Origin of the sequence: Methylobacterium sp. WSM2598, from assembly GCF_000379105.1 — a bacterium.
GTDB lineage: Bacteria > Pseudomonadota > Alphaproteobacteria > Rhizobiales > Beijerinckiaceae > Methylobacterium.
In genome coordinates this window covers 5,242,591-5,264,203 of the sequence record NZ_KB900609.1, presented here as the reverse complement: position 1 = coordinate 5,264,203, position 21,613 = coordinate 5,242,591, and the positions used below count along the sequence as shown (strand labels likewise).

The 21,613-nt window shown below is 69.9% G+C and carries 16 protein-coding genes and 1 pseudogene; 5 read left to right on the top strand and 12 right to left on the bottom strand.

Annotation, left to right across the window (positions count from 1 at the left end):
• Positions 1–426: 426 nt before the first annotated feature.
• Complete coding sequence (locus tag MET2598_RS43055) at positions 427–579, bottom strand: hypothetical protein (RefSeq protein WP_236728810.1); 153 nt, start codon at positions 577–579, stop codon at positions 427–429.
• Between the two features lie 731 nt (positions 580–1,310).
• Here MET2598_RS43055 and MET2598_RS0124855 point away from each other — a divergent pair.
• Entirely contained in the window at positions 1,311–2,162 is an 852-nt protein-coding gene (locus MET2598_RS0124855) for a DUF1206 domain-containing protein (protein WP_012330518.1), read from the top strand.
• Between the two features lie 118 nt (positions 2,163–2,280).
• Here MET2598_RS0124855 and MET2598_RS39845 read toward each other — a convergent pair.
• A pseudogene (locus tag MET2598_RS39845) lies at positions 2,281–2,385 on the bottom strand (IS5/IS1182 family transposase); the annotation flags it as partial.
• 1,271 nt (positions 2,386–3,656) lie between these two features.
• Here MET2598_RS39845 and MET2598_RS37315 point away from each other — a divergent pair.
• Complete coding sequence (locus MET2598_RS37315) at positions 3,657–6,827, top strand: tetratricopeptide repeat protein (protein WP_036270520.1); 3,171 nt, start codon at positions 3,657–3,659, stop codon at positions 6,825–6,827.
• A gap of 379 nt (positions 6,828–7,206) precedes the next feature.
• Here MET2598_RS37315 and MET2598_RS0124840 read toward each other — a convergent pair whose 3' ends face one another.
• A complete protein-coding gene (locus MET2598_RS0124840; RefSeq protein ID WP_012330520.1) occupies positions 7,207–7,485 on the bottom strand; it encodes a hypothetical protein in 279 nt (92 codons plus the stop codon).
• 1,154 nt (positions 7,486–8,639) lie between these two features.
• Between MET2598_RS0124840 and MET2598_RS0124835 the strand changes: the two genes are divergently transcribed.
• The gene (locus MET2598_RS0124835) at positions 8,640–9,173 is read left to right on the top strand and encodes a GlcG/HbpS family heme-binding protein (RefSeq protein WP_236728809.1); all 534 of its coding nucleotides are present in this window, start codon (positions 8,640–8,642) and stop codon (positions 9,171–9,173) included.
• Positions 9,174–9,277: 104 nt separating this feature from the next.
• On the opposite strand, the gene MET2598_RS0124830 is transcribed toward MET2598_RS0124835, so the two are convergent.
• Positions 9,278–11,359, bottom strand: coding sequence for a flagellin hook IN motif-containing protein (locus MET2598_RS0124830; protein WP_018262727.1), 2,082 nt, complete (start codon positions 11,357–11,359; stop codon positions 9,278–9,280).
• Positions 11,360–11,590: 231 nt separating this feature from the next.
• Here MET2598_RS0124830 and MET2598_RS0124825 point away from each other — a divergent pair, with 231 nt between their 5' ends.
• Complete coding sequence (locus MET2598_RS0124825; RefSeq protein ID WP_084673929.1) at positions 11,591–12,034, top strand: flagellar biosynthesis repressor FlbT; 444 nt, start codon at positions 11,591–11,593, stop codon at positions 12,032–12,034.
• A gap of 146 nt (positions 12,035–12,180) precedes the next feature.
• Here MET2598_RS0124825 and MET2598_RS0124820 read toward each other — a convergent pair whose 3' ends face one another.
• From MET2598_RS0124820 to MET2598_RS0124785, 8 genes are read right to left on the bottom strand one after another with little or no spacing between them, the layout of a single operon-like run.
• Positions 12,181–12,885, bottom strand: a complete 705-nt coding sequence (locus MET2598_RS0124820) for an ABC transporter ATP-binding protein (RefSeq protein ID WP_012330524.1) — start codon at positions 12,883–12,885, stop codon at positions 12,181–12,183.
• Positions 12,878–13,660: an ABC transporter ATP-binding protein gene (locus MET2598_RS0124815; protein WP_018262725.1), complete on the bottom strand. Its 783-nt coding sequence runs from the start codon at positions 13,658–13,660 to the stop codon at positions 12,878–12,880. The genes MET2598_RS0124820 and MET2598_RS0124815 overlap by 8 nt, the downstream gene beginning before the upstream one ends.
• The gene (locus MET2598_RS0124810) at positions 13,648–14,661 is read right to left on the bottom strand and encodes a branched-chain amino acid ABC transporter permease (RefSeq protein WP_018262724.1); all 1,014 of its coding nucleotides are present in this window, start codon (positions 14,659–14,661) and stop codon (positions 13,648–13,650) included. The genes MET2598_RS0124815 and MET2598_RS0124810 overlap by 13 nt, the downstream gene beginning before the upstream one ends.
• 10 nt (positions 14,662–14,671) lie before the next feature.
• Entirely contained in the window at positions 14,672–15,526 is an 855-nt protein-coding gene (locus tag MET2598_RS0124805) for a branched-chain amino acid ABC transporter permease (RefSeq protein WP_051086598.1), read from the bottom strand.
• Positions 15,527–15,578: 52 nt separating this feature from the next.
• Positions 15,579–16,820 (bottom strand): ABC transporter substrate-binding protein, encoded by a 1,242-nt coding sequence (locus tag MET2598_RS0124800; protein ID WP_018262722.1) that lies wholly within the window; start codon positions 16,818–16,820, stop codon positions 15,579–15,581.
• Between the two features lie 48 nt (positions 16,821–16,868).
• Positions 16,869–19,241, bottom strand: coding sequence for a xanthine dehydrogenase family protein molybdopterin-binding subunit (locus MET2598_RS0124795; RefSeq protein WP_018262721.1), 2,373 nt, complete (start codon positions 19,239–19,241; stop codon positions 16,869–16,871).
• A complete protein-coding gene (locus MET2598_RS0124790) occupies positions 19,238–19,726 on the bottom strand; it encodes a (2Fe-2S)-binding protein (protein WP_018262720.1) in 489 nt (162 codons plus the stop codon). Before MET2598_RS0124790 ends, MET2598_RS0124795 begins: the two co-directional genes overlap by 4 nt.
• Positions 19,723–20,589: an FAD binding domain-containing protein gene (locus tag MET2598_RS0124785; protein ID WP_018262719.1), complete on the bottom strand. Its 867-nt coding sequence runs from the start codon at positions 20,587–20,589 to the stop codon at positions 19,723–19,725. The genes MET2598_RS0124790 and MET2598_RS0124785 overlap by 4 nt, the downstream gene beginning before the upstream one ends.
• Before the next feature lie 140 nt (positions 20,590–20,729).
• On the opposite strand from MET2598_RS0124785, the gene MET2598_RS0124780 reads away from it, so the two are divergent.
• Positions 20,730–21,431 (top strand): TetR/AcrR family transcriptional regulator, encoded by a 702-nt coding sequence (locus MET2598_RS0124780; RefSeq protein WP_012330532.1) that lies wholly within the window; start codon positions 20,730–20,732, stop codon positions 21,429–21,431.
• Positions 21,432–21,613: the final 182 nt, after the last annotated feature.

Sequence of the window (21,613 nt, the reverse complement as noted above, 5' to 3'; positions counted from 1 at the left end):
CGCCGCACGGGCACGGCGGATGAGCGTGGCCGCCCGGACGTGGCCTCCGGCGGGTGGCGCGTCATCGCCCGCGCGGGGCCGCGACGTCCGCGCGGGCGGCCCTTGCGGTCGCGGTGGGCGCTGCCGCTCCGCGCCGTCTCCGGAGCGCGGCCGCGCGCGTCGGGACGCTTCCCGGGGATCGCGGACGCTCGCCCGCATCGGTCTCGATCCCTCGACGGAGCTCGACCATCCGCGTCCGCTGCGTGCGCCGCGCTGAGAGCGGCGCCCGAGCCGCGGCCCGAACTCCGGATTCTCCCTGCGGACGGAGCCTGGAACGCGCTTTCCCGGAGCCGCGAACCCGATCAAGCTGGGACATCGTGGGTCGAGGGCGCGTGGATGCTCGGGCGATGGCTGGTGCCGGCGATCACGTCGGCGTGGGTCGGCTCCTCACCGGCGCTCGCGGAGATGCGGATCCTGGCCGCGAAGATCACGGCTGGCGAGCTCTGGGTGCTCGGCTCCGTCGACGAGCCCGACGACGAGATCACCCTCGATCAACACTTTCGGACCAGGGCCGACGCCAGCGGCCGGTTCGAGTTCCACGTCACCTATCATCCGGCGACCTGCATCGTGATGCTGCAGACGAAGCGCCAGGGCCGCCGCGCCGTGGTCGGCGATTGCGGGCAGCGGGGCGCGGCCGGAGAACCGGGCCCGCAGGGCGCCCCGGGCCCGAGGGGCGAGACCGGGGCCGCCGGGCAGGCGGCCGCCGTCGGCACGGCCGGACCGGCCGGTCCTCCGGGCCCGGTCGGGCCCGCGGGGCCCGCCGGGCCGCCGGGAGAGGTCGGCGCCGCCGGTCCCCCCGGGCCGCGAGGCGAGACGGGCGCGGCCGGACCGGCAGGACCTCCGGGCCCGACCGGTTCGCCGGGCCCGCCCGGTTCGCCGGGCCCGAAGGGTGACCGGGGAGAGCCGGGTCCGCGCGGTCCGGCGGGCGAACCCGGACCGGAAGGACCGTCCGGCCCCCCTGGCGGGCGGGGAGCCATGGGACCTCCCGGCAAAGTCGGACCGCGCGGTCCGGCGGGACCGCCCGGTCCGCGCGGGCCGGCAGGATCGCCGGCCGCCGCGCCGCGGCGCCCGCCCGCCTCCGCGCGACCGGCCGAGCGGCGCGAGCCCCTGCCGATCCAGCCCGCTCCCGCCCCCGAGACCCAGCCCCCCTATTGAGGGCGGCGCTCCCGCCCGGGGCGCGCGTGCGCGTCCCGCGCTCATCGGACGCCCGGAACGCCACCGGCGCCCCGCCGTTCTCCGTGCCTCCCCGCCCCCCGGATCGGAGATCGGCGATGCACCGGGTCGGAACCCACGCGCTCGCGCTCCTCGCCCGCTTCGGCTACGCGGCGCGCGGCGTCGTCTCCTGCCTGGTCGGCGGCCTCGCGGTCCTGGCCGCCCTCGGGTCCGGGGGTCAGGCGGGAGGAAGCCGCAGCGCCCTCGCCACGCTGCTGGACCAGCCCTTCGGCCGCCTGTGGCTCGGCCTGATCGCCGTGGGTCTGCTCGGCTTCGCGGTGTGGCGGGTCGTCGAGGCGGCGACGGATGCCGATCACCTCGGCAGATCGGCCAAGGCGCTGGCGAAGCGTGCCGGGCACGTCGTCAGCGGCGTCGTCTACGGAGGATTGGCGGCCTCGGCCGCGCAACTCGCCCTCGGGCGGCGCCGGGGCGGCGGGGACGACCAGGCGGCGCGGGATTGGACGGCGTGGGTGCTCGAGAAGCCCCTCGGGCAGTGGGCGGTGGGCTCGGCGGGCCTGCTCCTGATCGGGGTCGGACTCGCCCTCGTCGTCAAGGGCTGGAAGGGTGACGTGCTGCAGCGGCTCGCGCCTCCCGAGACGGTCCGCCGATGGGCGGTGCCGCTGGGCCGGCTCGGCTTCGCGGCCCGGGGGGTCGTGTTCGTGCTGATCGGCGGCTTCCTGGTGCTCGCGGCCGTTCAGAGCAGGTCGAGCGACGTCAAAGGGCTCGGCGGCGCGCTGCACGTCCTGCAGCGCCAGCCTTACGGCTGGGCGCTCCTCGCCGTCACGGCCCTCGGCCTCACGGCATTCGGCCTGTTCGGCCTCGTCCAGGCCCGGTACCGGCGGATCGACCCGCCCGACATGTCCGAGGCGAAGGCCGCGGTCGGCGGCATCGTCTCCCGCGCGACGCGCTAGAGCATTTTCCGACGAAGTGGATACCGGTTCGTCGAAGAGGATGCGGCAAAATCAAAGACCTAGAGCAGGGTTCCGTTGCAACTTGATCGAACCCTGCTCTAGGCGGTGTGGGCACTGACCGGATCCAGAGGACGATGGCGGCGAGGGTGACGACGGCGGCATAGTTGCGGGCCGCCCTCTCGTAGCGGGTAGCCACACGCCGGAACCGCTTGAGCTTGGCGAAGCTGGAGGACGAGAACCGGCTGCGCCGCGTGGGGGCTCCACGCCCCCGGCCCGTGGCCTGCCCGCCCCGCAAGGGACAGAACAGGAACAGACCCAACCTCCGCGTGGCATGAAAACGGGGAGCAGGTCAAAGCCCATGATAGACTTACATCAATGCTGGTCTTGCGCATGAGGGCGCCATTCTCTATGATGACAGCAAGCAAGACCGCTTAGCGATAGGCCCCATCAGGAGGTGTCTATGGCGATACATGGCCGATGGGTGTTCATAGCAGCGATAGCTGGCGTCGTGCTGTGCAGCCCGTCCAGCGCGTGGAGTGCGCCAGTCCAGGGTGCGGCAATTCTCGAGTCTCTGCGGGAAAACCCGCTGATCCAGGATGTGCGGGTTTTCTGCTACAATCGGCGAACCGGGCGATTCCTCCATTGGGGATCCTGTCAACGTCGCGCATACCGCCCGCGAGTGTTCTGCTACAATCGGCAAACCGGACGTTTTCTCCACTGGGGAAGCTGCCGTCGCTGACGATCGGACCCGCTGCCGGCCGAGCTGGTGGTTGATCCCGCGGTGCGGTGGTACGGCCGATCACCACTCCGCGGGAGAGGCGCGATGGGCCGGGTTCGTCACGGCCGTGCCGCACGACTGAGCCCAAGGCGACCGCCCGCCGACCCTCACCTCGCAGCCGCGCCCGCATCGCTCCGGCGGGCACGTTCGGGATACCGGCAGCCCGTCTCGCGACCCGGCCGGGCGGAGGGCGCGCAAGGGCGCCGGCCAAGCGCTCTGGCGTCAGTCCGACCACAGTGCAGAAGTGGCGCGCGCGATCACGGCCGACGCCCGGAGGAGGCCTCTGGCGCGGCGGCCCACCATGCTCAGGGGGAGGACGAGGCCATCACCGCCGCCTTCCGCCGCGATGCGCCGCCGCTCCCGCTCCGTGGACGGCCTGGAGCGTCGCGGCGTCGCCCGCCTCCCGGAGGTCGAAGCCGGCAAGCCCGGGACGTCGCGCTTCGCTCGGTGCCCGCCGAGCTCCTTCGATGCCGACAGTGCTCGGGTCCGGCCACCATCGACGGCAGGCGCGAGCGTTCAGGGCGCAAGGGCAGGCGGCGAAGACGCGGACGGGCGCAGACACGAGCGACGGTTGGTCAGTGACGGCTTACGGATCCGGAGAGCATCGCCCGACCAGACGCGCCGCTCACATGGATCCGCCAACGCGATTGCTGTATACTGCAAACTTAACCGACGCCGCGAGGTTGCGACAGGTGCTCTCGCCATGGGGTGAAGCCATGCGCAAAGCAACTGCCTTGGTGCTTGCCTTAGGGCTCCTCGGCCAGGCGAGTTCGGGGGCCCGGGCGTTGGACGCGATTGGCCACAATGCTCGCGGCTTCGAACTGCAAAATCGAGGCGAGCATGAGAAAGCAATCGCCGAATTCAATCTTGCCCTGCGGCTCAATCCCAAACTGGTGTCAGCCTACATCAATCGCGGTTTCGCCTTTCGAAACAAGGGTGACTACGATCGCGCGATCGCCGATTATGATCATGCCTTGCAGATCGATCCAAATTCAGTAGTCGCCTTTAACAATCGCGGTGATGCATTTTATCATAAGGGAGAATACGATCGAGCGATTGCAGACTATAATCGCTCAATCAAGCTGAGCTCCGACAAGGCAGCCGTATATAATAATCGTGGGCTCGCATTCTTCAGCAAGGAGGAATACGATCGGGCCATCGCGGATTACAATCAAGCTTTGCGGCTCGACCCTAAATACCTGAGCGCCGCGCTCAACCGCGGGGATGCGTTTCGAAGCAAGGGCGAGTATGATCGTGCGATCGCGGACTATAATCAAGTCCTGCAGATCGATCCCAGGTCGGTGGTATCTTACAACAATCGCGGGCTCGCGTTCCAGGGCAAAGGCGAATACGACCGAGCTGTTGCCGATTACAACCAAGCGCTCACTCTCGATCCGGGCTACACGATCGCTCTCATCAACCGCGGAGATGTGTTCAGGATCAAAGGTCAGTACGATTCTGCAATTGAGAATTATAACCAAGCCTTGCAGTTAAATCCAAAATCGAAGATTGCCTACAACAATCGAGGCTTCGTGTCCTACAACAAAGGAGAGTACGACCGCGCGATTGCGGACTATAATTCAGCGCTGCAGATTGACCCGAGATACGTGGTCGCGCTCGTCAATCGTGGCGATGCCTTTGTGAGCAAGGGTGACTACGATCGGGCGATCGGAGACTATGGCCATGCTCTCCAGATCAATCCGAATTACGCATTTGCCTATAATGGGCGTGGAGTCGCCCTTCAGAACAAAGGTGAGTATGACCGCGCCATCATGGATTACGATCAAGCCTTGCGACTCGATCCGAAATACGTTTTCGCCTTTGCGAACCGCGGGGATGCCTTCCGGAGCAAAGGCGAGTACGACGTCGCGATCGCCGATTACAATCAGGCCCTTCGCTTAAGCCCAAACTACGCCAAAGCCTACAATGGTCGAGGTCTGGCCTTCCAGAATAAGGCTCAATACAACCGGGCAATCGAGGATTATGAACAAGTCATTCGGCTCGACCCAAGGTTCGTGGCCGCTTACAACAATCGCGGCTTTGCCCTCGTCAGCAAAGGTGAGCCGACCCTTGCGATCGCGGATTACGACAAAGCCTTGTTGCTCGATCCGAAATCTGCGACGGTTTACGCGAACCGTGGGCGTGCCTTTCAGGACAAGGGTGAGTACGATCGCGCAATCGCGGACTATGATCAGGCCTTGCGCCTCAATCCGAAGGACGCCATCGCCTTGAACAATCGCGCGGATATTTTGCGCCTTCGGCACGAGCATGATCGGGCAATTGCAAGCTATGATCAAGCCCTGCAGCTCAACCCGAAATACGTGGGTGCTTATAATAGCCGCGGGTTAGCGTTTCAGGACAAAGGTGAATACGACCGAGCTATTGCAAATTACGATCAAGCCTTACAGCTGAATCCTTGGTATATTGCTGCTTACATCAATCGCGGAGACGCATACCGCCGCAAAGGCGAGCACGCGCGAGCGATCTCCGACTATAATCAAGCGCTTCAGACCGACCAAAATTCTGTGATTGCCTACAATAACCGCGGATTATGTTTTCATGAACAAGGAGAGTACGACCGGGCAATCATCGACTACGACCGCGCCCTGCAAATCGATCAGATGTATTCAACCGGGTTCATCAATCGTGGATTCGCCTTCCATAAGAAGGGAGAATATGATCGAGCAATCGCCGATTATGATCGTGCCTTGCAAATTGATCCCAGGTCCGCAACAGCTTACAACAATCGCGGCTTCAGTTTCCAAAACAGAGGTGAGTACGATCTGGCAATCGCCGACTACGATAAGGCCATTCTGATTAAGCCCGACTTGGCGAATTCTTATTATCACCGCGGGACAGTGCTGCGGCTCAAAGGAGACCTTGAACGCAGTGTCGCGGATTTAACTGAAGCCATACGCCTCAACCCCAGATATGCTGAAGCGTACCAAGATCGGGGCCTCACCTTCCACGCGAAAGGCGAGGCGGACCGGGCTCTCGCGGATTTCGCCGAGGCTGCCCGGCTGAAACCCGAGTTCGAGAATGATCCGGCCTTCCTCGCGGCCCGCCGCGTGGCGCAGGAAGGTCGAGCGGGTCAGGCTTCGGCTGCCTCGGTTGTCGCGGCCGTCCATGCCCCTCCGGTCGTGGCCCCGCCCCCGGTTTCCGCCGCCGCACCGGTGTCGGAGACGCGCGTGGCCCTGGTGATCGGCAACGGTGCGTATGCCTCCGTGGCCTCTCTCGAGAACCCGACGCGAGATGCCAGGGCCATCGCGCGCTCGTTGCGTGAAGCTGGCTTCAAGATCGTCCATCTGGAGAATGACCTCCGCTATGATGACCTGCGAAGAGCTCTGAACAATTTCTCCGCCGAAGCTGATCAGGCCGATTGGGCCGTTGTTTACTACGCGGGTCACGGCATAGAAGTCGGCGGCCTGAATTACATCGTTCCGATCGATGCGCGGCTGAAAACGGATCGAGCCGTCCAATTTGAGGCGGTTCCGCTTGATCAGGTTCTGAGCAGCATCGAAGGCGCGCGAAAGCTTCGCCTCGTGATCTTGGATGCGTGTCGGGATAACCCGTTCCTGCAGCAGATGACGCGCACGGTCGCTTGGCGTTCGGTGGGACGAGGCTTGGCGAAGGTCGAGCCGGAGACGAGCGGCACGCTGGTGGCGTTCGCAGCCAAGCATGGCCAGGTTGCCCTGGATGCGCAGGATGGCCGTGAAAATAGTCCCTTCGCGACCGCGCTGATCAGGAACATCGCGCGACCTGGCATAGAAATCCGCAAGATGTTCGGGATCGTGCACGATGACGTCATGTCGGGCACGGGGCGCAAGCAGGAACCTTTCGTGTATGGCGCGCTCGGGGGTGAGGATTATTTCTTCAACGTGCGCTAGGGCAATACCCGGGCGTCCTTGAACAGGGCGATCAGCGGCTGCACGGACGTGATCACCTCGACGCGCGCGGCGCGCGGCGGACCGTGCGAACTCACGATCGATCGTTTCGCGCGGATGGGCCGCCCGACGGGGCGTCGTACGCCGCGGCGAGCGAGACCCGAGTCCCCCTCCCCTCCCGGACCCCGCACCAGACCGCGAAGCGGGTTGCCCTGGAGCACTGGGCCCCCGTTCACCGCCGCGGGCCCGGCGGTGCGCGGCGTCGTGGCGGCCGAGACGGCGCGACCCGGACGCTGCCCCCCGGCCCACGGACACCTCGCCGCGGTGGCGGGCGGCCCGGCCGGGAAGGTGGAGGCCGGTCAGGCCCGCGAGCGGTGCTGGGTCAGGCCGCCCCCCGCCGCTCGCCCGGCGCGGTGCCGCTCGCACCAGAACGCGCGGACACCTCGCGCAATGCAGCCACCATCGCATCGGTCTGCTCGTCGAGGGCAGGAAGCGTCGGCGCCTCGGGCCCGCGCCTCATGGCCAAGCCCAAGCCGGCGAGAACGGCACAGGCGCTGCCACCAAGCGGAGCGGCGAGCAGCGCACCGAGAGCACCGTAGTCCCTCATGAGAACCGCGGTCGTTAACCCGCCACCAAGGGCGGCAAAGACAAGCAGGAACATAGGGTCCTCGCCAACCGCGAAGCCTGTAGCCTCTAGGCTGCAGATATTAAGGATTGGTCAGTTCAAATCGTTAAAAAAAGGTTAACGCCCAGGTCGATCAGAGCTTCGCGGCGGTCTCGCTGCCCGAAGCGGCGCGATCATGGGAAGCGGCGCAAGCCGGGCGGGGGCCGGTCCCGACCCCGCGCGGGGCGGCGCGTCGGTGCGCGCCGGGACACGGGATCAGGTGCGGGACCCGCGGCCCGTCCCCGGACGACCTCGGACCCGGTCCGGCCGGGGCGCCGGACCGGCGTGACGGGGCATGGATGCGACCGGTCGCGGATGGTCCCGCTGCGGCCGGCGTGCGGGGCACACCTTCGGCCCCGTCGTGGCGGGGCGATCCCGCTCACCCCTAATTGCAACTGGAGCAGATCGACCTTCCAAGCATGTTGCCCTGCCTGATGAGCCGGCTCACGCGCCCTTCGGTCCCGCTCTCGTCGTCGCGCGAGGCGTTGACCGCGGATACGGGCTTCCCGTTCTGGTGCACGCGGGAAGGGCTCGGGACGTCGCGGGACGCGCGCGGACTGCGCGGCCCGGTCCCACGTTGGACCCCGTTGCCGGCCCGCTCCTCAAGTTGAGCCAGTACGGCAGAACCTTGCTGTGGCCGGCCCCTGCAATCCCCTCCGGGGCTCGCGATGATCGGCGCCTCGGGGAGGCATCGCGGTAAATCCACGGGGATCGTGACCCCGCCCGTCCGGAGCAGAGCGAAAAGTCCGAGCGCAAAGCCTGTCGATAGCATGGGTTCAGCCTCTCAATCGCGCCTCGAAGCCACCTCGGCGGCGGCCTCCGCGAGGGCTTGCGCGGTCACGCCCGTGCGCGCGTGGGCCCGGGAACGGAGCGGCAATCCTTGCACCTCAGCGCCGCCCGGATGCTGACGATGGTCAGGTTTCCGAGCGTGAATCTCCGTCCCGATTGCCGCATCCCCGTTGCGAGGGCCGAGCCGGCGAGGAGCCCGTGGGCGGTCGCGGCGGCCCTGCCGAGGGCTTCGCCGCGCCGGGGCTGGCGAGGTGACCACCCCTCCCTTTCCTCGGGTGCGAGGCAGACTTTCCCACGGATCCGTCTCAACTTAAGATGGTCGAGGGCGGGACTGTCACATACCCGACCCAGGGAGGAAAAACATGGCCCGCAAGGCGCTCTCGATGTCATTTTTACTTGGTTGCATTGTCCTTGGCTGCACCGCCCTGGCACCGTCCGGTCGCGCGCAGCAGGCGGTCCCGGCCCCGGCGCAGCAAGCGATCCCGCCCTACGGGCCTCCCCTGAGCCTCGACACCGCGCGCAGGGTCGCCGAGGGCGCCGAGGCGGAGGCGAAGCGGAACGGCTGGCCAGTGGCCGTCGCGATCGTGGACAGCACCGGTCACCTCGTTCTGTTCGAGAAGCTCGACAACACCCAGTACGGAAGCATCGAGGTCGCCACCCAGAAGGCCGTCACGGCGATCAACTACCGCCGGCCCGGCAAGGCGCTGCAGGATGCGCTCGCCAACGGCGGCGTCGGGCTGCGCGTCCTCACGCTGCCGGGCATCAGCGCCTACGAGGGCGGCTACCCGCTGGAGGCGGACGGCAAGCTCGTCGGCGCCATCGGGGTGTCCGGCGTGCTCCCGGTCCAGGACGACCAGGTGGCGCGGGCCGGCGTGGAGGCGATGAGGGCGCGCTGAGCGACATTCGCCGGAGCGGTCGCCGGCTCAAATCATGCGAAGCCAAAAGCCTCACGGCCGGGGCGAGGCCCCGGCCGCGTCGTCCTCGCGAAGTGCGGCGCCGATCAGCGCAGGAGCTGCAGCACGCTCTGCTGCGCCTGGTTGGCCAGCGACAGCGCCGAGATGCCGAGCGAGTTGCGCGTCGACAGCGCCTGAGAGTTCGCCGCCTCCTCGTTCAGGTCCGCGTTGGTCAGGTTCGCCGCACCCGTGTCGAGCACGTTGATCATCTGCTTGGTGAAGTCCTGACGGTTCTGCACCACCGCAAGGTTCGCGCCCAGCGACGAGGCCTGGCTCTTCAGCGAGCTCGCCGCCGTGTTGATCGACTTGATCACCTTGTTGATCGCGCTGTTCTCCTGAAAGTCCGACTGCGACAGCACGCTCAGGCCGAGCTGCGTGTACGACACCGTCGAGCCCTGCACCGACAGCGTCGACGTGTTCTTCTCGTTGAAGCTGATCTTCAGCGTGTCCCCGGCGAGCAGGTTGACGCCGTTGTAGCCCGAATCCGCCGCGAGCTGGTCGATCTGGGTCAGCAGGTTGTTGAAGGTGCTCACCAGCCCGTTGCGCGCGGTCAGCCCGTCGCCGCCGATCACCGCGCTCGAGGTGCCGGAGTTGAACGGGTTGCCGGTGCCCGAGGCGGTGATCTTGAGGTCGTCGGTGCCCGAGTCGTTGGCGGTGGTGATCGAGATCCGCCCGGTCGCGGTGTCGATCGAGGCCTGGGCGTTGGCCGCCGCCAGGGCGCTGTTGAGCTGCGTCAGGGTCGAGATCTGGCCCGCCGCCGAGCCGAAGGTGAAGGTCGCGCTCGGGCCGGAGCCGACCTGCACGGTCAGCGACTTGCCCGCCAGGGCCGAGCTCGAGCCCGGCGCTCCCAGGCCCGCCGCGAAGGTGGTGGGCGAGTTGAAGCCGAGGTTGGAGAGCAGCGAGGTCGCGGTCGAGCCGTTGCCGAGGGTGATGGCGGTGTTGGTGTCGGCGGCCGTGAAGGTGAACTTGCGGTTGGTGGCGTCGTAGCTGGCCGAGACGGTGCCGCTGGTGGCGGTGCTGACCTTCTGGGCGATGGAGCCGAGCGTGTCGCCGGCCGCGATGTTGACGGATTGGCCGTTGACCGTGAAGTTGTCGCCGGCCTTGAAGCCGACCGCGATCGCCAGGGTGGCGGCGCTCGGCGAGAAGGTGCCGGCCGTGGTCGAGGCCGTCGTCCCGAAGCCGACCTGGCTGCCGGTGCCGCCCTGGACGGTGATGCTCGACCCGTCCGCCGCGCCGGTCAGCTTGATCTTGCCGCTATTGTCGGAGGCGGTGACGCCGGTGGTCGAGGTGACGGCGTTGATGGCGTTGATGACCTGGCTCTCGGTCGAGCCGGTGGCGACCGTGATCGTCGTGCCGTTGATGGTCAGCGTGGTGGAGGACGCGCCGGCGCCGTTCGTGGTGGTGCCGCTGGCCGCGAGGCCGGTCTCGGAGCCGGTCGCCGCGTAGGTGAACTGGGCGCCGGAATTGCTGCCGGTGAAGACGAGCTTGCCGGAGGAGGCCGCCACGGTGACGCCGGTGGTGGCGGATTGCGCGTTGATCTTGGTGACGGCGGCGTTGATGTCGTCGCCGGTGGCGAGCGCGATCGCGGTGCCGTTGAGGGTGACGGTCGCGGAGGCGGTGAGGGTCGTGTAGGAGCCGGCCGTGTAGGTCGCGACGCCGTTGCTGTAGGCGGTGCCGGCCGTGACGGTGGCGGCGGTGGCGGTGGCGTTGGCGCTCAGGGCGGTGTCGCTGACCGCCTGCGTGGCGCCGGTCGAGAGCAGGTTCTGGGCCGAGGCGCCGGTGAGCGCGGTCGAGACCGAGGTGGCCTTGACCGAGAAGGAATTGGCGGAGGCGAGGGCCTGCTGGGCCACCGACTTGAGCTGGTCGGTGAGGGTCTGGACCTTGGTGAGGCCGGTATTGGCGGCCTGGATGGTCTGGATGCCGTTCGAGACGCTGTCGAGGAGGGAGGACAGGGCGGTCGAGCGGGAGGAGAGGCCGTCGGCGGTGAAGAAGTTGGTCGGGTTGTCGAGGGCGGTGTTGACCTTCTTGCTCGTCGCCAGGCGGTTCTGGGTGGTGGCGAGGAGGGAGGCGGTGTCCTGCAACGACAGCAGGTTCTGCCGCGTGGCGGCAGACAGCGTGATAGACGACATGTGGGCAGATCCTGTTGATCTATACGCCCTCCAGTTTTGAGGGCACTCCCACTTGGCGCGGCACTCTTTGCCTATCTCTTAATGGGACCGGCAAACTACCCGGTTATCCCGCCACAGCCAGGGTATGATTAACGTAGTTTTATCAATCAAGCTGCATAACTCTGGCCATACCGATGGGATACAGCCGATCCTGCTCGCAAGCGCGCCTAAGTTTTCCGATGGGGCTCGAACATGCCGCTCAGACTTAATTTGAAGCCATCGGAGACAATTTATATAAACGGCGCCATCATATCGAACGGCGACCGAGCAACTGATATTGTAATCCACAATCATTGCCGCCTCCTGCGCGAGAGCGAGATGATCACGGAGGCGCAAGCAACTACGCCGTGCAGTAAAATCGTACTCCTTTTACAGAACGTGCACCTGGATGTGGACCCCGATCATGCGCTGGACGACCTCGCGCGGATCTCTGCCCAAATCCTCGCGCGCATGCCGGAGGCGGGGCCCTACGTCAGCAGGATCGAGAAGGCGATCGCGGAGGGGCAGACTTACCTCGCGCTGAAGCACGGTCGCGCGCTCGCCGCCCACGAGGCCGCGCAAGCGCCGGCGGCCCGCCCGGCCGGGGCGGCCGGTGCGCGGCGCGCCGCTCGGCCCGCGCCGCCGAGCGGCGCCTGAGCGCGCCCGCCGGGGAAGCGGATCGCGCAGCTCCCGCGCCGCGTTCGGGCATCACGCGCCGCATTTCGGCCATGCGGATGTCGGCTTCGCTCAGGCGCCGCGCGGGCGCGGGATCCGGGATCCGCTCCGATCAAGCGGATCCCGGATCACACGGCGCAGTAGCGGTCCTGGATCTCCGCATCCTCGCGCAGGGCCGCCGCGCTGCTCTCGTGCACCACCGCGCCCTGGTCGATGATCACGGCGCGATCCGCGAGATTGAGCGCCCACTCGACGTTCTGCTCCACGAGGAGGAGGGTCGTGCCGCCCGCGCGCAGGGACGCGAACAGGCGCCCCATCTCCTCGACGAGGACCGGCATGATCCCCTCCGACGGCTCGTCGAGGAGGATCAGCCTCGGCCGCGCGATCATGGCGCGGGCGATGGCGAGCATCTGCTGCTCGCCGCCCGACATGGTGACGGCGATCTGGTCGAGGCGCTCGGCGAGGCGCGGGAAGGTCTCGGCGATGGCCGCGATGGCGGGCCCCTCCGCGAGATTCCGCGGCGCCCGCAACAGGCCCAGGCGCAGGTTCTCGCGCACGGTCAGCCCCGGCACGATGCGGCGGTCCTCCGGCACGTAGGCGAGGCCGAGCGGGAAGCGGGCATGGGCCGGGCGCCCGAGCAGCTCCTCGCCGCGGAAGCGCACCGCGCCCGAGACCTTCGGCATCAGGCCCATCACGGCCCGCAGGGTCGTGGTCTTGCCCGCCCCGTTGCGGCCGATCAGCGCCAGGATCTCGCCCTCGCGGACCTCGAGGGAGAGGCCGTGCAGGACGTGGCTCGCGCCGTACCACGCGTGGAGGCCGCGGATCTCAAGCATGGCCGTAGCCGCCGCTCTGGCCGAGATAGACCCGGCGCACCTCCGCGTCGGCCTGGATCTCGGCGGGGGTGCCGTCCGCGATCAGGCGCCCGTGATGGAGCACGAGGATCCGCTCGCTGAGGCCCAGGATCATCTTCATCTTGTGCTCGACGAGCAGGATCGTGCGCTCCTCGGAGAGGCGGCGCAGCAGCGCCACCATGGCCTTGGTCTCCTCGGGGCCCATCCCGGCGGTGGGCTCGTCGAGGAGGAGGAGCTTCGGGGCGGCGGCGAGGGCGACGCCGATCTCGAGCGCCCGCTGCTCCCCGTGCGAGAGGCTCGCGGCCGGCCGGTCGCGCCGGGCGGCGAGGCCGATCGCCTCCAGGAGCGCGTCCGCCCGCTCGGCGAGGTCGCGCAGGGCGTCGCGGCGGGTCCAGAGGTCGTAGCGCGCCGCGAAGGCCTGCATGGCGGTGCGCAGGTTCTCGTGGGCGGTGAGGCGCGGGAACAGGCTGGTGATCTGGTAGGAGCGGGCGATGCCCAGATGCGCGAAGCGGTGCTGCGGCAGGCCCGCGATGGGGCGCCCGCCGAACAGGAGCGTGCCGCTCGTCGGCCTCAGGGCCCCCGAGAGCAGGTTGAAGAAGGTGCTCTTGCCCGCCCCGTTCGGGCCGATCACCGCGGTGATGCGCCCGGCCCGGAACTGCGCCGACACGCCGTCGAGGGCGACGAAATCCCCGAAGCGGCGCCCGAGGCCGCGCGCCTCCAGGAGGACCTCGCCCGCGCCCGTGCTCACCTGCGCCACGCGAGCCTCCCGAGCGCCAGGGCCGCGCCGCCGAGGCCGCGCGGCAGGAACAGCACGAACAGGATGAACACCACGCCCAGCGCGAGCTGCCAGTGGGAGGTCCACAGGCTCAGGCTGTCCTCCAGCACCAGCACCGCGAGCGCTCCCAGGAAGGGGCCGAAGAAGGTGCCGGCCCCTCCCACCAGCGTCATCACGACCGCCGTGCCCGAGAGCGGGTAGGCGAGGCTGTCGAGGGGCACGATCGAGAGGTGCAGCGCCGAGAGCGCCCCGGCGAGGCCGCAGAACAGGCCCGAGAGCACGAAGGCGAGGAGCTTCGTGCGCTCCACGTCGAAGCCGCAGGCGCGGGCGCGGGCCTCGTTCTCGCGGATCGCCTCGATCACGGCCCCGAACGGGGAGGCCAGGATGCGCGACATCGCGGCCAGGGCGGCGGCCACGCAGGCCAGCACGAAGGCGTACTTGGTCGCCGGGTCGAGGATGTCGAGGCCGACGGGCCCGAGGCCGATCCGGGCGACCGTGAAGCCGCGCAGCCCGTTCTCGCCCCCGGTCCAGCAGGAGGCCTGGAGGGCCGCGTAGTAGACGAGCTGGGCCAGGGCCAGCGTCACCATCGCGAAGTAGATGCCGCGGCTGCGGATCGAGAGGGCGCCGATGGCCAGCGCGAGGAGCCCGGCGAGGACGATCCCGAGCGCCATGGCGGCGAGCGGGTGCAGGCCGAAGGCGCCGATGGCGATCCCGGTGGCGTAGGCCCCCGTGCCGAAGAAGGCGGCGTGGCCGAAGGAGAGCAGGCCCGTATAGCCGTACAGGAGATTGTAGCCCGTCGCGTAGAGCCCGTAGATCAGCACGTTCACGGCGAGGGCCTGCGAGGGCAGGACCAGCGGCAGGAGCGCGAGCGCCGCGACCGAGGCCGGCGCCCGCCAGCGCGAGAGCGCGCCGGCGGCGAGCGGGGAGCGGCGGGAGGCGGCCTCGGGGAGGCCCGGCGCCGCGGCGGGATCGAGGGCGGTCACGCGGGTCTCCTCAGGTGCCGAGGCCGGGCTTGCCGAACAGCCCGTGCGGTCGCGCGAGCAGGACGAGCGCCATGAAGGCGAAGACCGCGATGTTGGCCATCTCGGGCGCCACCAGGGCCGTGAGGCTCACCACGATGCCGACGAGGAGCCCCGCCGCGACGGAGCCGAGCAGCGAGCCCATGCCGCCGATCACCGTCACGGCGAAGGCCTCGGACAGGACCGCACTGCCCATCTCCGGGTTCACGCTGCGCATCGGCGCCGCCAGGACGCCGCCGAGCGCCGCGAGCGCGATGCCGAGCCCGAACACCCACAGCCACAGCCGCTGGATGTCGACCCCGAGCACCCGCAGGATCTCGGGGTCGCGCGCCCCCGCCCGCACGATCAGCCCGAGCCGCGTCCGCTCGAGCGCCCACCAGAGCAGCAGGAGCAAGAGGGCGACCACGCCGATCACGAAGAGCCGGTAGACGGGGAAGAGGCCGATGCCGAGATCGGCGACGCCCGAGAGCGCCTCGGGCGTCGCCACGGGCAGGCCGTCGCTGCCGAACAGGATCCGCACGCCTTCGACGAGCACGTAGCCGAGGCCGAAGGTCAGCAGCAGCGCGTCGTCCGGCGCGCGGCCGGCGAGCGGGCGGATCAGCAGCCGCTCGACCACGAGCCCGAGCGCCCCGACGAGGAGCGGGCCGAGGAGCAGCGCCAGCCAGAAGCTCCCCGTCCGCTCCAGCACGAAGACGCCCGCATAGGCGCCGATCATGAAGAAATTGCCGTGCGCGAAATTCACGATGCCGAGCATGCCGAAGATGATCGACAGGCCGAGCGCCAGCATCACGAAGACGGCCCCGAGCGCCACTCCCGAGAAGAGCTGCATCGCGACGAGTTCGACGTCGAGGAATTCGAAGGTCACGCCGGGCTCCCGCTCCTCAGGCCCTGTGGCCGAGTTCCTCGCAGCTGCGCAGGGCGGCCTCGGACCCCGGCTCGATCGCCAGGATGGTGAAGAGGTCGGCCTCGCCCGCCATCTCGGACTTCTTCTTGGATTCGAGGACCAGGACCGACTGCACCGCCTGGTGGTCGCAGGCGCGGTAATGCTCCGGCCCCTTGGCGACGTCGTAGGTGAGCCCTTCGAGGGCGGTCACGACCGCCTCGGTGTCGGTGCCGCCGGCCTTCGTCACCGCCATCAGCAGCGCGCGCACGGCCGTGTAGGCGTAGGCGCCGTAATCGGTCGGGACGGCGCCGCCATGCGCGGCCCGGAAGGCGTCGTTGAAGGCCCTGGCGCTCGGCACCGTCTCCTCCAGGCGCCAGAAGTAGTTCGCGGCGCCGACGACGCCCTCGAAGGCGTCGGGCCCGGCCGCGAGGCGCTGGTTGTGCAGGAGCACCGGCACGACGAGGCGCGAGGCCCGCTTCATGCCGAAATCGTTCGCCTGCTTGATGGCGTTCGCCTGGTCGCGGCCGAAATTGCAGATGCAGAGGATGTCGGGCCTCATGGCCCGCAGCCGCGGCATGAAGGTCGAGTAGTCGGGCGCCCCGAAGGGATGCAGGATCTCGCCCGCGGTCTCGGCGCCGATCGCGGCCGCGGCGCGCTTGAAGCCGCGCAGCATCTCGTGGCCGTAGGCGTAGTCGGCGGCGAGGTAGGCGATCCGGCTGCCCTTGCGGAAGGCGTGCTTGGCGACCGCGGCGGTCGTCATGTGCGGGTTGAGCGCCTCGTGGAAGGTGGTGCGGCCGAAATCCTTGGCCTCGTTGATCGTGTCCGACTGGCTGATCGAGACGTAGAGCACCTTGCGCGAGCGGGTGATCTCGTTGACCGAGAGCTGCACCGCGCTCGACAGGGCGCCGACGATGAAGTGGGCCCTGTCCTTCTCGATCAGTTCGAGGGTGCGGGTGGCGGCCTCGCCGGGGTTGAGCTTGTCGTCGCGGACCAGGAGCTCGGCCATGCGGCCGCCGAGGCCGCCGGCCTCGTTGAACTGGCGCACGGCGAGTTCGGCGCTGCGGACCTGGTCCTTCGCCTCCGCCCCGAACGGGCCGGTGATCGGGACCGGGAAGCCGATGCGGATCGGCTCGGCGGCGCGGGCCGGCCGCCCGAGCCCGGCCAGCGCCCCGAGGGCGAGCCCGCCGCCGATCACCGCGCGGCGCGTCGGCGCCGCCCCGCCCGCCAGAAACCCGCCCATCGTCCCCTCCCCTGTCGGCCGGCGCGCCCCCGGCCCCGGCGCATCGGATCACACCGTCCCGAGGGCGCGCAGGATGCGCTCGGGCGTCATCGGCAGCTGCGCCAGCGCCGCCCCGAACGGCCTGAGCGCGTCGTTGACGGCGTTGAGCGCCGCCCCGGAGGCGGCGGCGGTCCCGGCCTCGCCGACGCCCTTGGCGCCGAGATCCGAATCCCCCGTCGGCGTCTCGACGTGGCGGATGACGATGTCGGGCATCTCGCAGGCCATCGGCACGAGGTAGTCGGCGAGGGAGCCGTTGAGCAGCTGGCCGCGCTCGTCGTAACGGCACTCCTCGAAGAAGGCGGCGCCCAGCCCCTGCACCACCCCGCCGCGGATCTGCTCGTCCACGAGGAGCGGGTTGATGATGCGGCCGCAATCCTCGACGACCCAGTGGCGCAGGATCCGCACGAGGCCGGTCTCGGCGTCGACCTCGACCAGGCTGCCGTGGATGCCGTTGCTGAACGCGAAGGGATACCCGCGCGGCGCGTGGTGATGCGCCACGGTGAGGTCCGGCGCGATGCCGGGCGGCAGGAGGTCGGAGCGGAAGGCGACCAGGGTGGCGAGGTCGCCGAGGCTCATCCGGGCCGTGCCCTCGGGGCCCAGGATCTGCCCGTCGCGCAGGGCGAGGGCGTCGGGCGCGGCCTGCAGGATGGCGCCCGCGATCTCCAGCACGCGGCGCCTGAGCTTGCGGCTCGCCTGGAGCGCGGTCTCGCCGCCGATCCCCGCCCCGCGGCAGGCCCAGGTCGCCCCGCCCGAGGGCGTGACGTCGGTGTCGCCGGTGATCACCCGCACCGCCTCGCGGCGGATGCCGAGGCCCTCGGCGACGATCTGGCCCATGATCGCCTCGGTGCCCTGGCCCTGCTCGGTCACGCTGATCAGGCACTGCACCTCGCCCGAGGGCGTCAGCTTGAGGACGCAGCCGTCCTGCGCGGCGATGTGGGCGCCCCCGACCCCGTAGAAGGCGGGCGAGGGGTTGGTGATCTCCACGTAGGTCGCGAGCCCGATGCCGCGATGGACGCCCCGGGCGCGGAGCGCCGCCTGCTCGGCCCGCAGGGCCGGGTAGTCCATGAGCGCGTGGAGCTGCTCCAGGCAGGTCTCCAGGGACAGGCGCTCGAACCGGTACCCGCTCGCGGTGGTGTGCGGGTACATGTCCTGCGTCACGTAGTTGCGGCGGCGGATCTCGAACGGGTCGAGCCCGACCCGCTCCGCCGCGAGGTCGACGAGGCGCTCGGTCACCGCGCAGGCGATCGGGTGGCCGACCGCCCGGTACTGGCTCATCTGGGTCTTGGTCTGGGCCACGACCCGCAGGTCGGCCCGGTAATCGGCGATGCGGTAGGGCGCCCCGATCAGGCGCACGACCTGGTTGCCCTCGACGGCGCTGGTGCGCGGATAGGCCGAGAAGGGGCCGACGCCGGTCAGGTCCTCCACCTCGATCCCGCGCAGCGTCCCGTCCGGGGCGACGGCGAGGCGGGCGCGCACCCGGTGGTCGCGGGCGTGGATGTCGGACAGGAAGGACTCGATCCGGTCGGCGGCGAACTTCACCGGCCGCCCGGTCAGGAGGCTCGCGCCCACCACCGCCATGTCCTCGTGGTAGAGGTGGAGCTTCATTCCGAAGGAGCCGCCGACATCGGGCGCCACCACCCGCACGCGGGATTCCGCGAGGCCGAAATGGCGGGCGTAGAGGTCCTGGAACTGGTAGGGCGTCTGCGTCGACTGGTGGACGGTGAGGCGCTCCTCGCCGGGATCGTAATCGGCCAGGATCGCGCGGGGCTCCAGCGTCACCGCGGTGTGCCGGCCGAAGCGGAACTCGGCCTCGACCGTCTCGGCGCCCGCGAAGGCGGAATCGGGCGAGCCCGATTCGATCCGGGTGCGGAAGATCAGGTTGTCGCCGAGCGCCTCGTCGATGAGGGCTGCGCCCTGCGCGAGCGCCGCCTCCGGATCGACGACCGGGTCGAGCTCCTCGAACTCCGCCTCGATCGCCTCCAGGGCGTCCTCCGCCTCGGCGCGGGATTCCGCCAGCACCATCGCGACCGGCTGGCCGGACCAGACCACCTTGCCCGTCGCGAGCGGGCGCTGGGGCGAGGATTTCATGCCGGCGAAATGGCCGAGCGTGCCGGTCCAGGGCGCGCAGATCCCCTCGAAATCGGCGCCGGTCAGCACCCGCCGCACCCCCGGCAGCACCAGGGCGGCCTCGGTGCGCAGGGCGAGGAGCCGCGCATGCGCGTAGGGGCTGCGCAGGAAGGCCGCGTGCAGCATGCGCGGCAGGACGATGTCGTCGGTGTAGCGCCCGCGCCCCTGCAGCAGGCGCTTGGCGCCGGGCCGCGGCAGGGCGGCGCCGATATAGCCGCCCGGCGCCCGGTGGGGGCTGTCGGAGGACGGGCTCACGCCTGCCTCCCCGCCCGCCGCGCCCGGGCGACCTCGGCGATCGCGTCCACGATCGCCTCGTAGCCGGTGCAGCGGCAGTAATTGCCCGAGAGCGCGTCGCGGATCGCCTCGCGGGAGGGCGCGCCCTCCTGTGCCAGGTAATCCTGCGCGGCGACCAGCATCCCGGGCGTGCAATAGCCGCATTGCAGGGCGTTCCGGGCGTGGAAGGCCGCCTGGAGGTCGGCGAGGGTCCCGGCCTCGGTGAGCCCCTCGACCGTCTCGACGGTGCCGCCGTCGGCCTGGACCGCGAGCGTCAGGCAGGCATGGACCGCCCGCCCGTCGAGGCGCACCAGGCAGGCGCCGCAGGCCCCCATCTCGCAGCCCAGATGGGTGGCGGAGAGGCCGAGATCCTGGCGCAGGAAATCCGCCAGCGACAGGCGCGGCTCGACGAAGCGGCGCACGGGGGCGCCGTTCACGGTCAACCGGATGGGCAGCGGCTCGGTCACGGGGCCTCCCCGGCGAGCGAGGCGAGCACGCGCCCGAGGAGCACCCGGGCGAGGTGCAGGCGCACGGCCCCGGAGAGGGACGCGTCGTCGGCCGGCGCGAGGTCGTCGCCGAGGGCGGCCTGCGCGGCGCGGATCGCCTCGCGGTCGAGCGGCCGGCCCGTCAGCGCCGCCTCGGCGCGCGGCGCGCGCATCGGCGTCGGCCCAACGGCGCAGAAGGCGAGCCGGATCGCCGCGACGCGCCCGGCCTCGCGCAGATCGGCGCTGGCGGCGAGGCCCGCGAGGGCGTAGTCGCCGCGCCGCCGCGCGAGTTCGTCGAAGCGGTGGCGCTGCCCCGGCGCCGGCGGGGGCACCCACACGGCCGCGAGGATCTCTCCGGGCGCGAGGGCGGTGTCGTAGAGGTCGCGGAAGAAGTCCTCGGCCGCGACCATCCGGGCGCCGCCCGCGCCCGCGATCTCCATCCGGGCGCCGAGGGCCAGCATGCAGGCCGGGAATTCCGAGGCCGGATCGGCGAGGGCGAGGTTGCCGCCCAGCGTGCCCTGGTTGCGGATCGCCGGATGGGCGACGTGGGCGGCCGCCTCCGCGAGGAGCGGCGCCCGCGCGGCGACGAGCGGGTCGCGCAGGATCTCCGCGTGGCGGGTGAGCGCGCCGAGGCGCAGGCCCTCCGGGCCGTCCGCGATGCCGCGCAACGCCGCGATCCGGCCGATATCGATCAGGAGGTCGGGCGCGTCGAGGCGCAGCTTCAGGGCCGGCAGCAGGCTCTGGCCGCCCGCCAAGTAGCGCGCCTCTCCCTCGCAGGCCGCGAAGGCCGCGAGCGCCTCCTGCAGGCTCTCGACGCGGCGATAGGCGAAGGCGCGTGCCTTCACGGGCGTCCTCCGGGGCTGCGGTCCGTTTCGACCACTTGGTCACAACGCTACGCGCCGAGCCGACGGGCCGTCAAGAGAATTGACCAAGCGCTCACAACGGGGGCAGGGTCGGGCGGTGACGGGGGAGGAGCGGGCCGGCCGTGAGCGAGGGCGTCGTGACGGGTCCGCCGGCCCGGCGGCGGCGGCACCTGCCCGCCGCCGAGCGGGAGCGGATGATCATTGAGGGCGCGACGCGGTTCTTCGCCGCGCGCGGCTTCGAGGGGCAGACGCGCGACCTCGCCCGGGGGCTCGGCATCACCCACTCGGCGATCTTCCGCTACTTCCCGACCAAGGAGGCCCTGATCGACCGCGTCTACGAGCATGTCTACGTCAGCCGCTGGAACCCCGACTGGGCCGGGCTGATCCAGGACCGCTCGCAGCCCCTGGAGGCGCGGCTGGTGCGATTCTACCGCGAATACGCGGAGCGGATCTTCGACTACGACTGGGTGCGGATCTTCATCCATTCGGGGCTGAAGGGCACCGACATCACCCCGCGCTACCTCACGGTGGTGCGCGACAAGCTGATCCGGCCGGTCTGCGCGGAGCTGCGGGCGAGCTTCGGCCTGCCCGATCCGGACGAGGTCCCGCTCGCCGAGCGCGAGGAGGAAGCCGTCTGGGCGCTGCACGGCAAGGTGTTCTACCTCGCGATCCGCCGCTTCATCTACGGCTGGCCGGTCCCGGACGACGTGGCGCCGATCATCGCCGACGACGTCCGCATCTTCCTGCGCGGCGCCCCGGCGGTGATCGCGGAGTGCTGCCGCCCGGCGGGGGGCGCCGGGGAGGCCGCGCGGGACGATGCCTGAGGCGGGCCGCGGCCGCGGGCCGTGCGCACGATCGCGCGACGGGCCAAGCCGATGACCCCACGCCCCACCCCCGCCCGCGCGACGGGCCTCGCCGTGCTCCTCGCCGCCTTCGCCGCGCGATGCGGCGCCCCTCGGCCCGGGCGGCTTCCGTCCCGGTCGGCACGACGATAGGCTGGCGATCA

Excerpts from the sequence above, each read along its gene's own strand:
- MET2598_RS0124855 (WP_012330518.1), top strand. The coding sequence starts at position 1,311 with ATGCACCGGGTCGGAACCCACGCGCTCGCGCTCCTCGCCCGCTTCGGC.
- MET2598_RS37315 (WP_036270520.1), top strand. The coding sequence starts at position 3,657 with ATGCGCAAAGCAACTGCCTTGGTGCTTGCCTTAGGGCTCCTCGGCCAG.
- MET2598_RS0124840 (WP_012330520.1), bottom strand. The coding sequence starts at position 7,485 with ATGTTCCTGCTTGTCTTTGCCGCCCTTGGTGGCGGGTTAACGACCGCG.
- MET2598_RS0124835 (WP_236728809.1), top strand. The coding sequence starts at position 8,640 with ATGGCCCGCAAGGCGCTCTCGATGTCATTTTTACTTGGTTGCATTGTC.
- MET2598_RS0124830 (WP_018262727.1), bottom strand. The coding sequence starts at position 11,359 with ATGTCGTCTATCACGCTGTCTGCCGCCACGCGGCAGAACCTGCTGTCG.
- MET2598_RS0124825 (WP_084673929.1), top strand. The coding sequence starts at position 11,591 with ATGCCGCTCAGACTTAATTTGAAGCCATCGGAGACAATTTATATAAAC.
- MET2598_RS0124820 (WP_012330524.1), bottom strand. The coding sequence starts at position 12,885 with ATGCTTGAGATCCGCGGCCTCCACGCGTGGTACGGCGCGAGCCACGTC.
- MET2598_RS0124805 (WP_051086598.1), bottom strand. The coding sequence starts at position 15,526 with ATGCAGCTCTTCTCGGGAGTGGCGCTCGGGGCCGTCTTCGTGATGCTG.
- MET2598_RS0124800 (WP_018262722.1), bottom strand. The coding sequence starts at position 16,820 with ATGGGCGGGTTTCTGGCGGGCGGGGCGGCGCCGACGCGCCGCGCGGTG.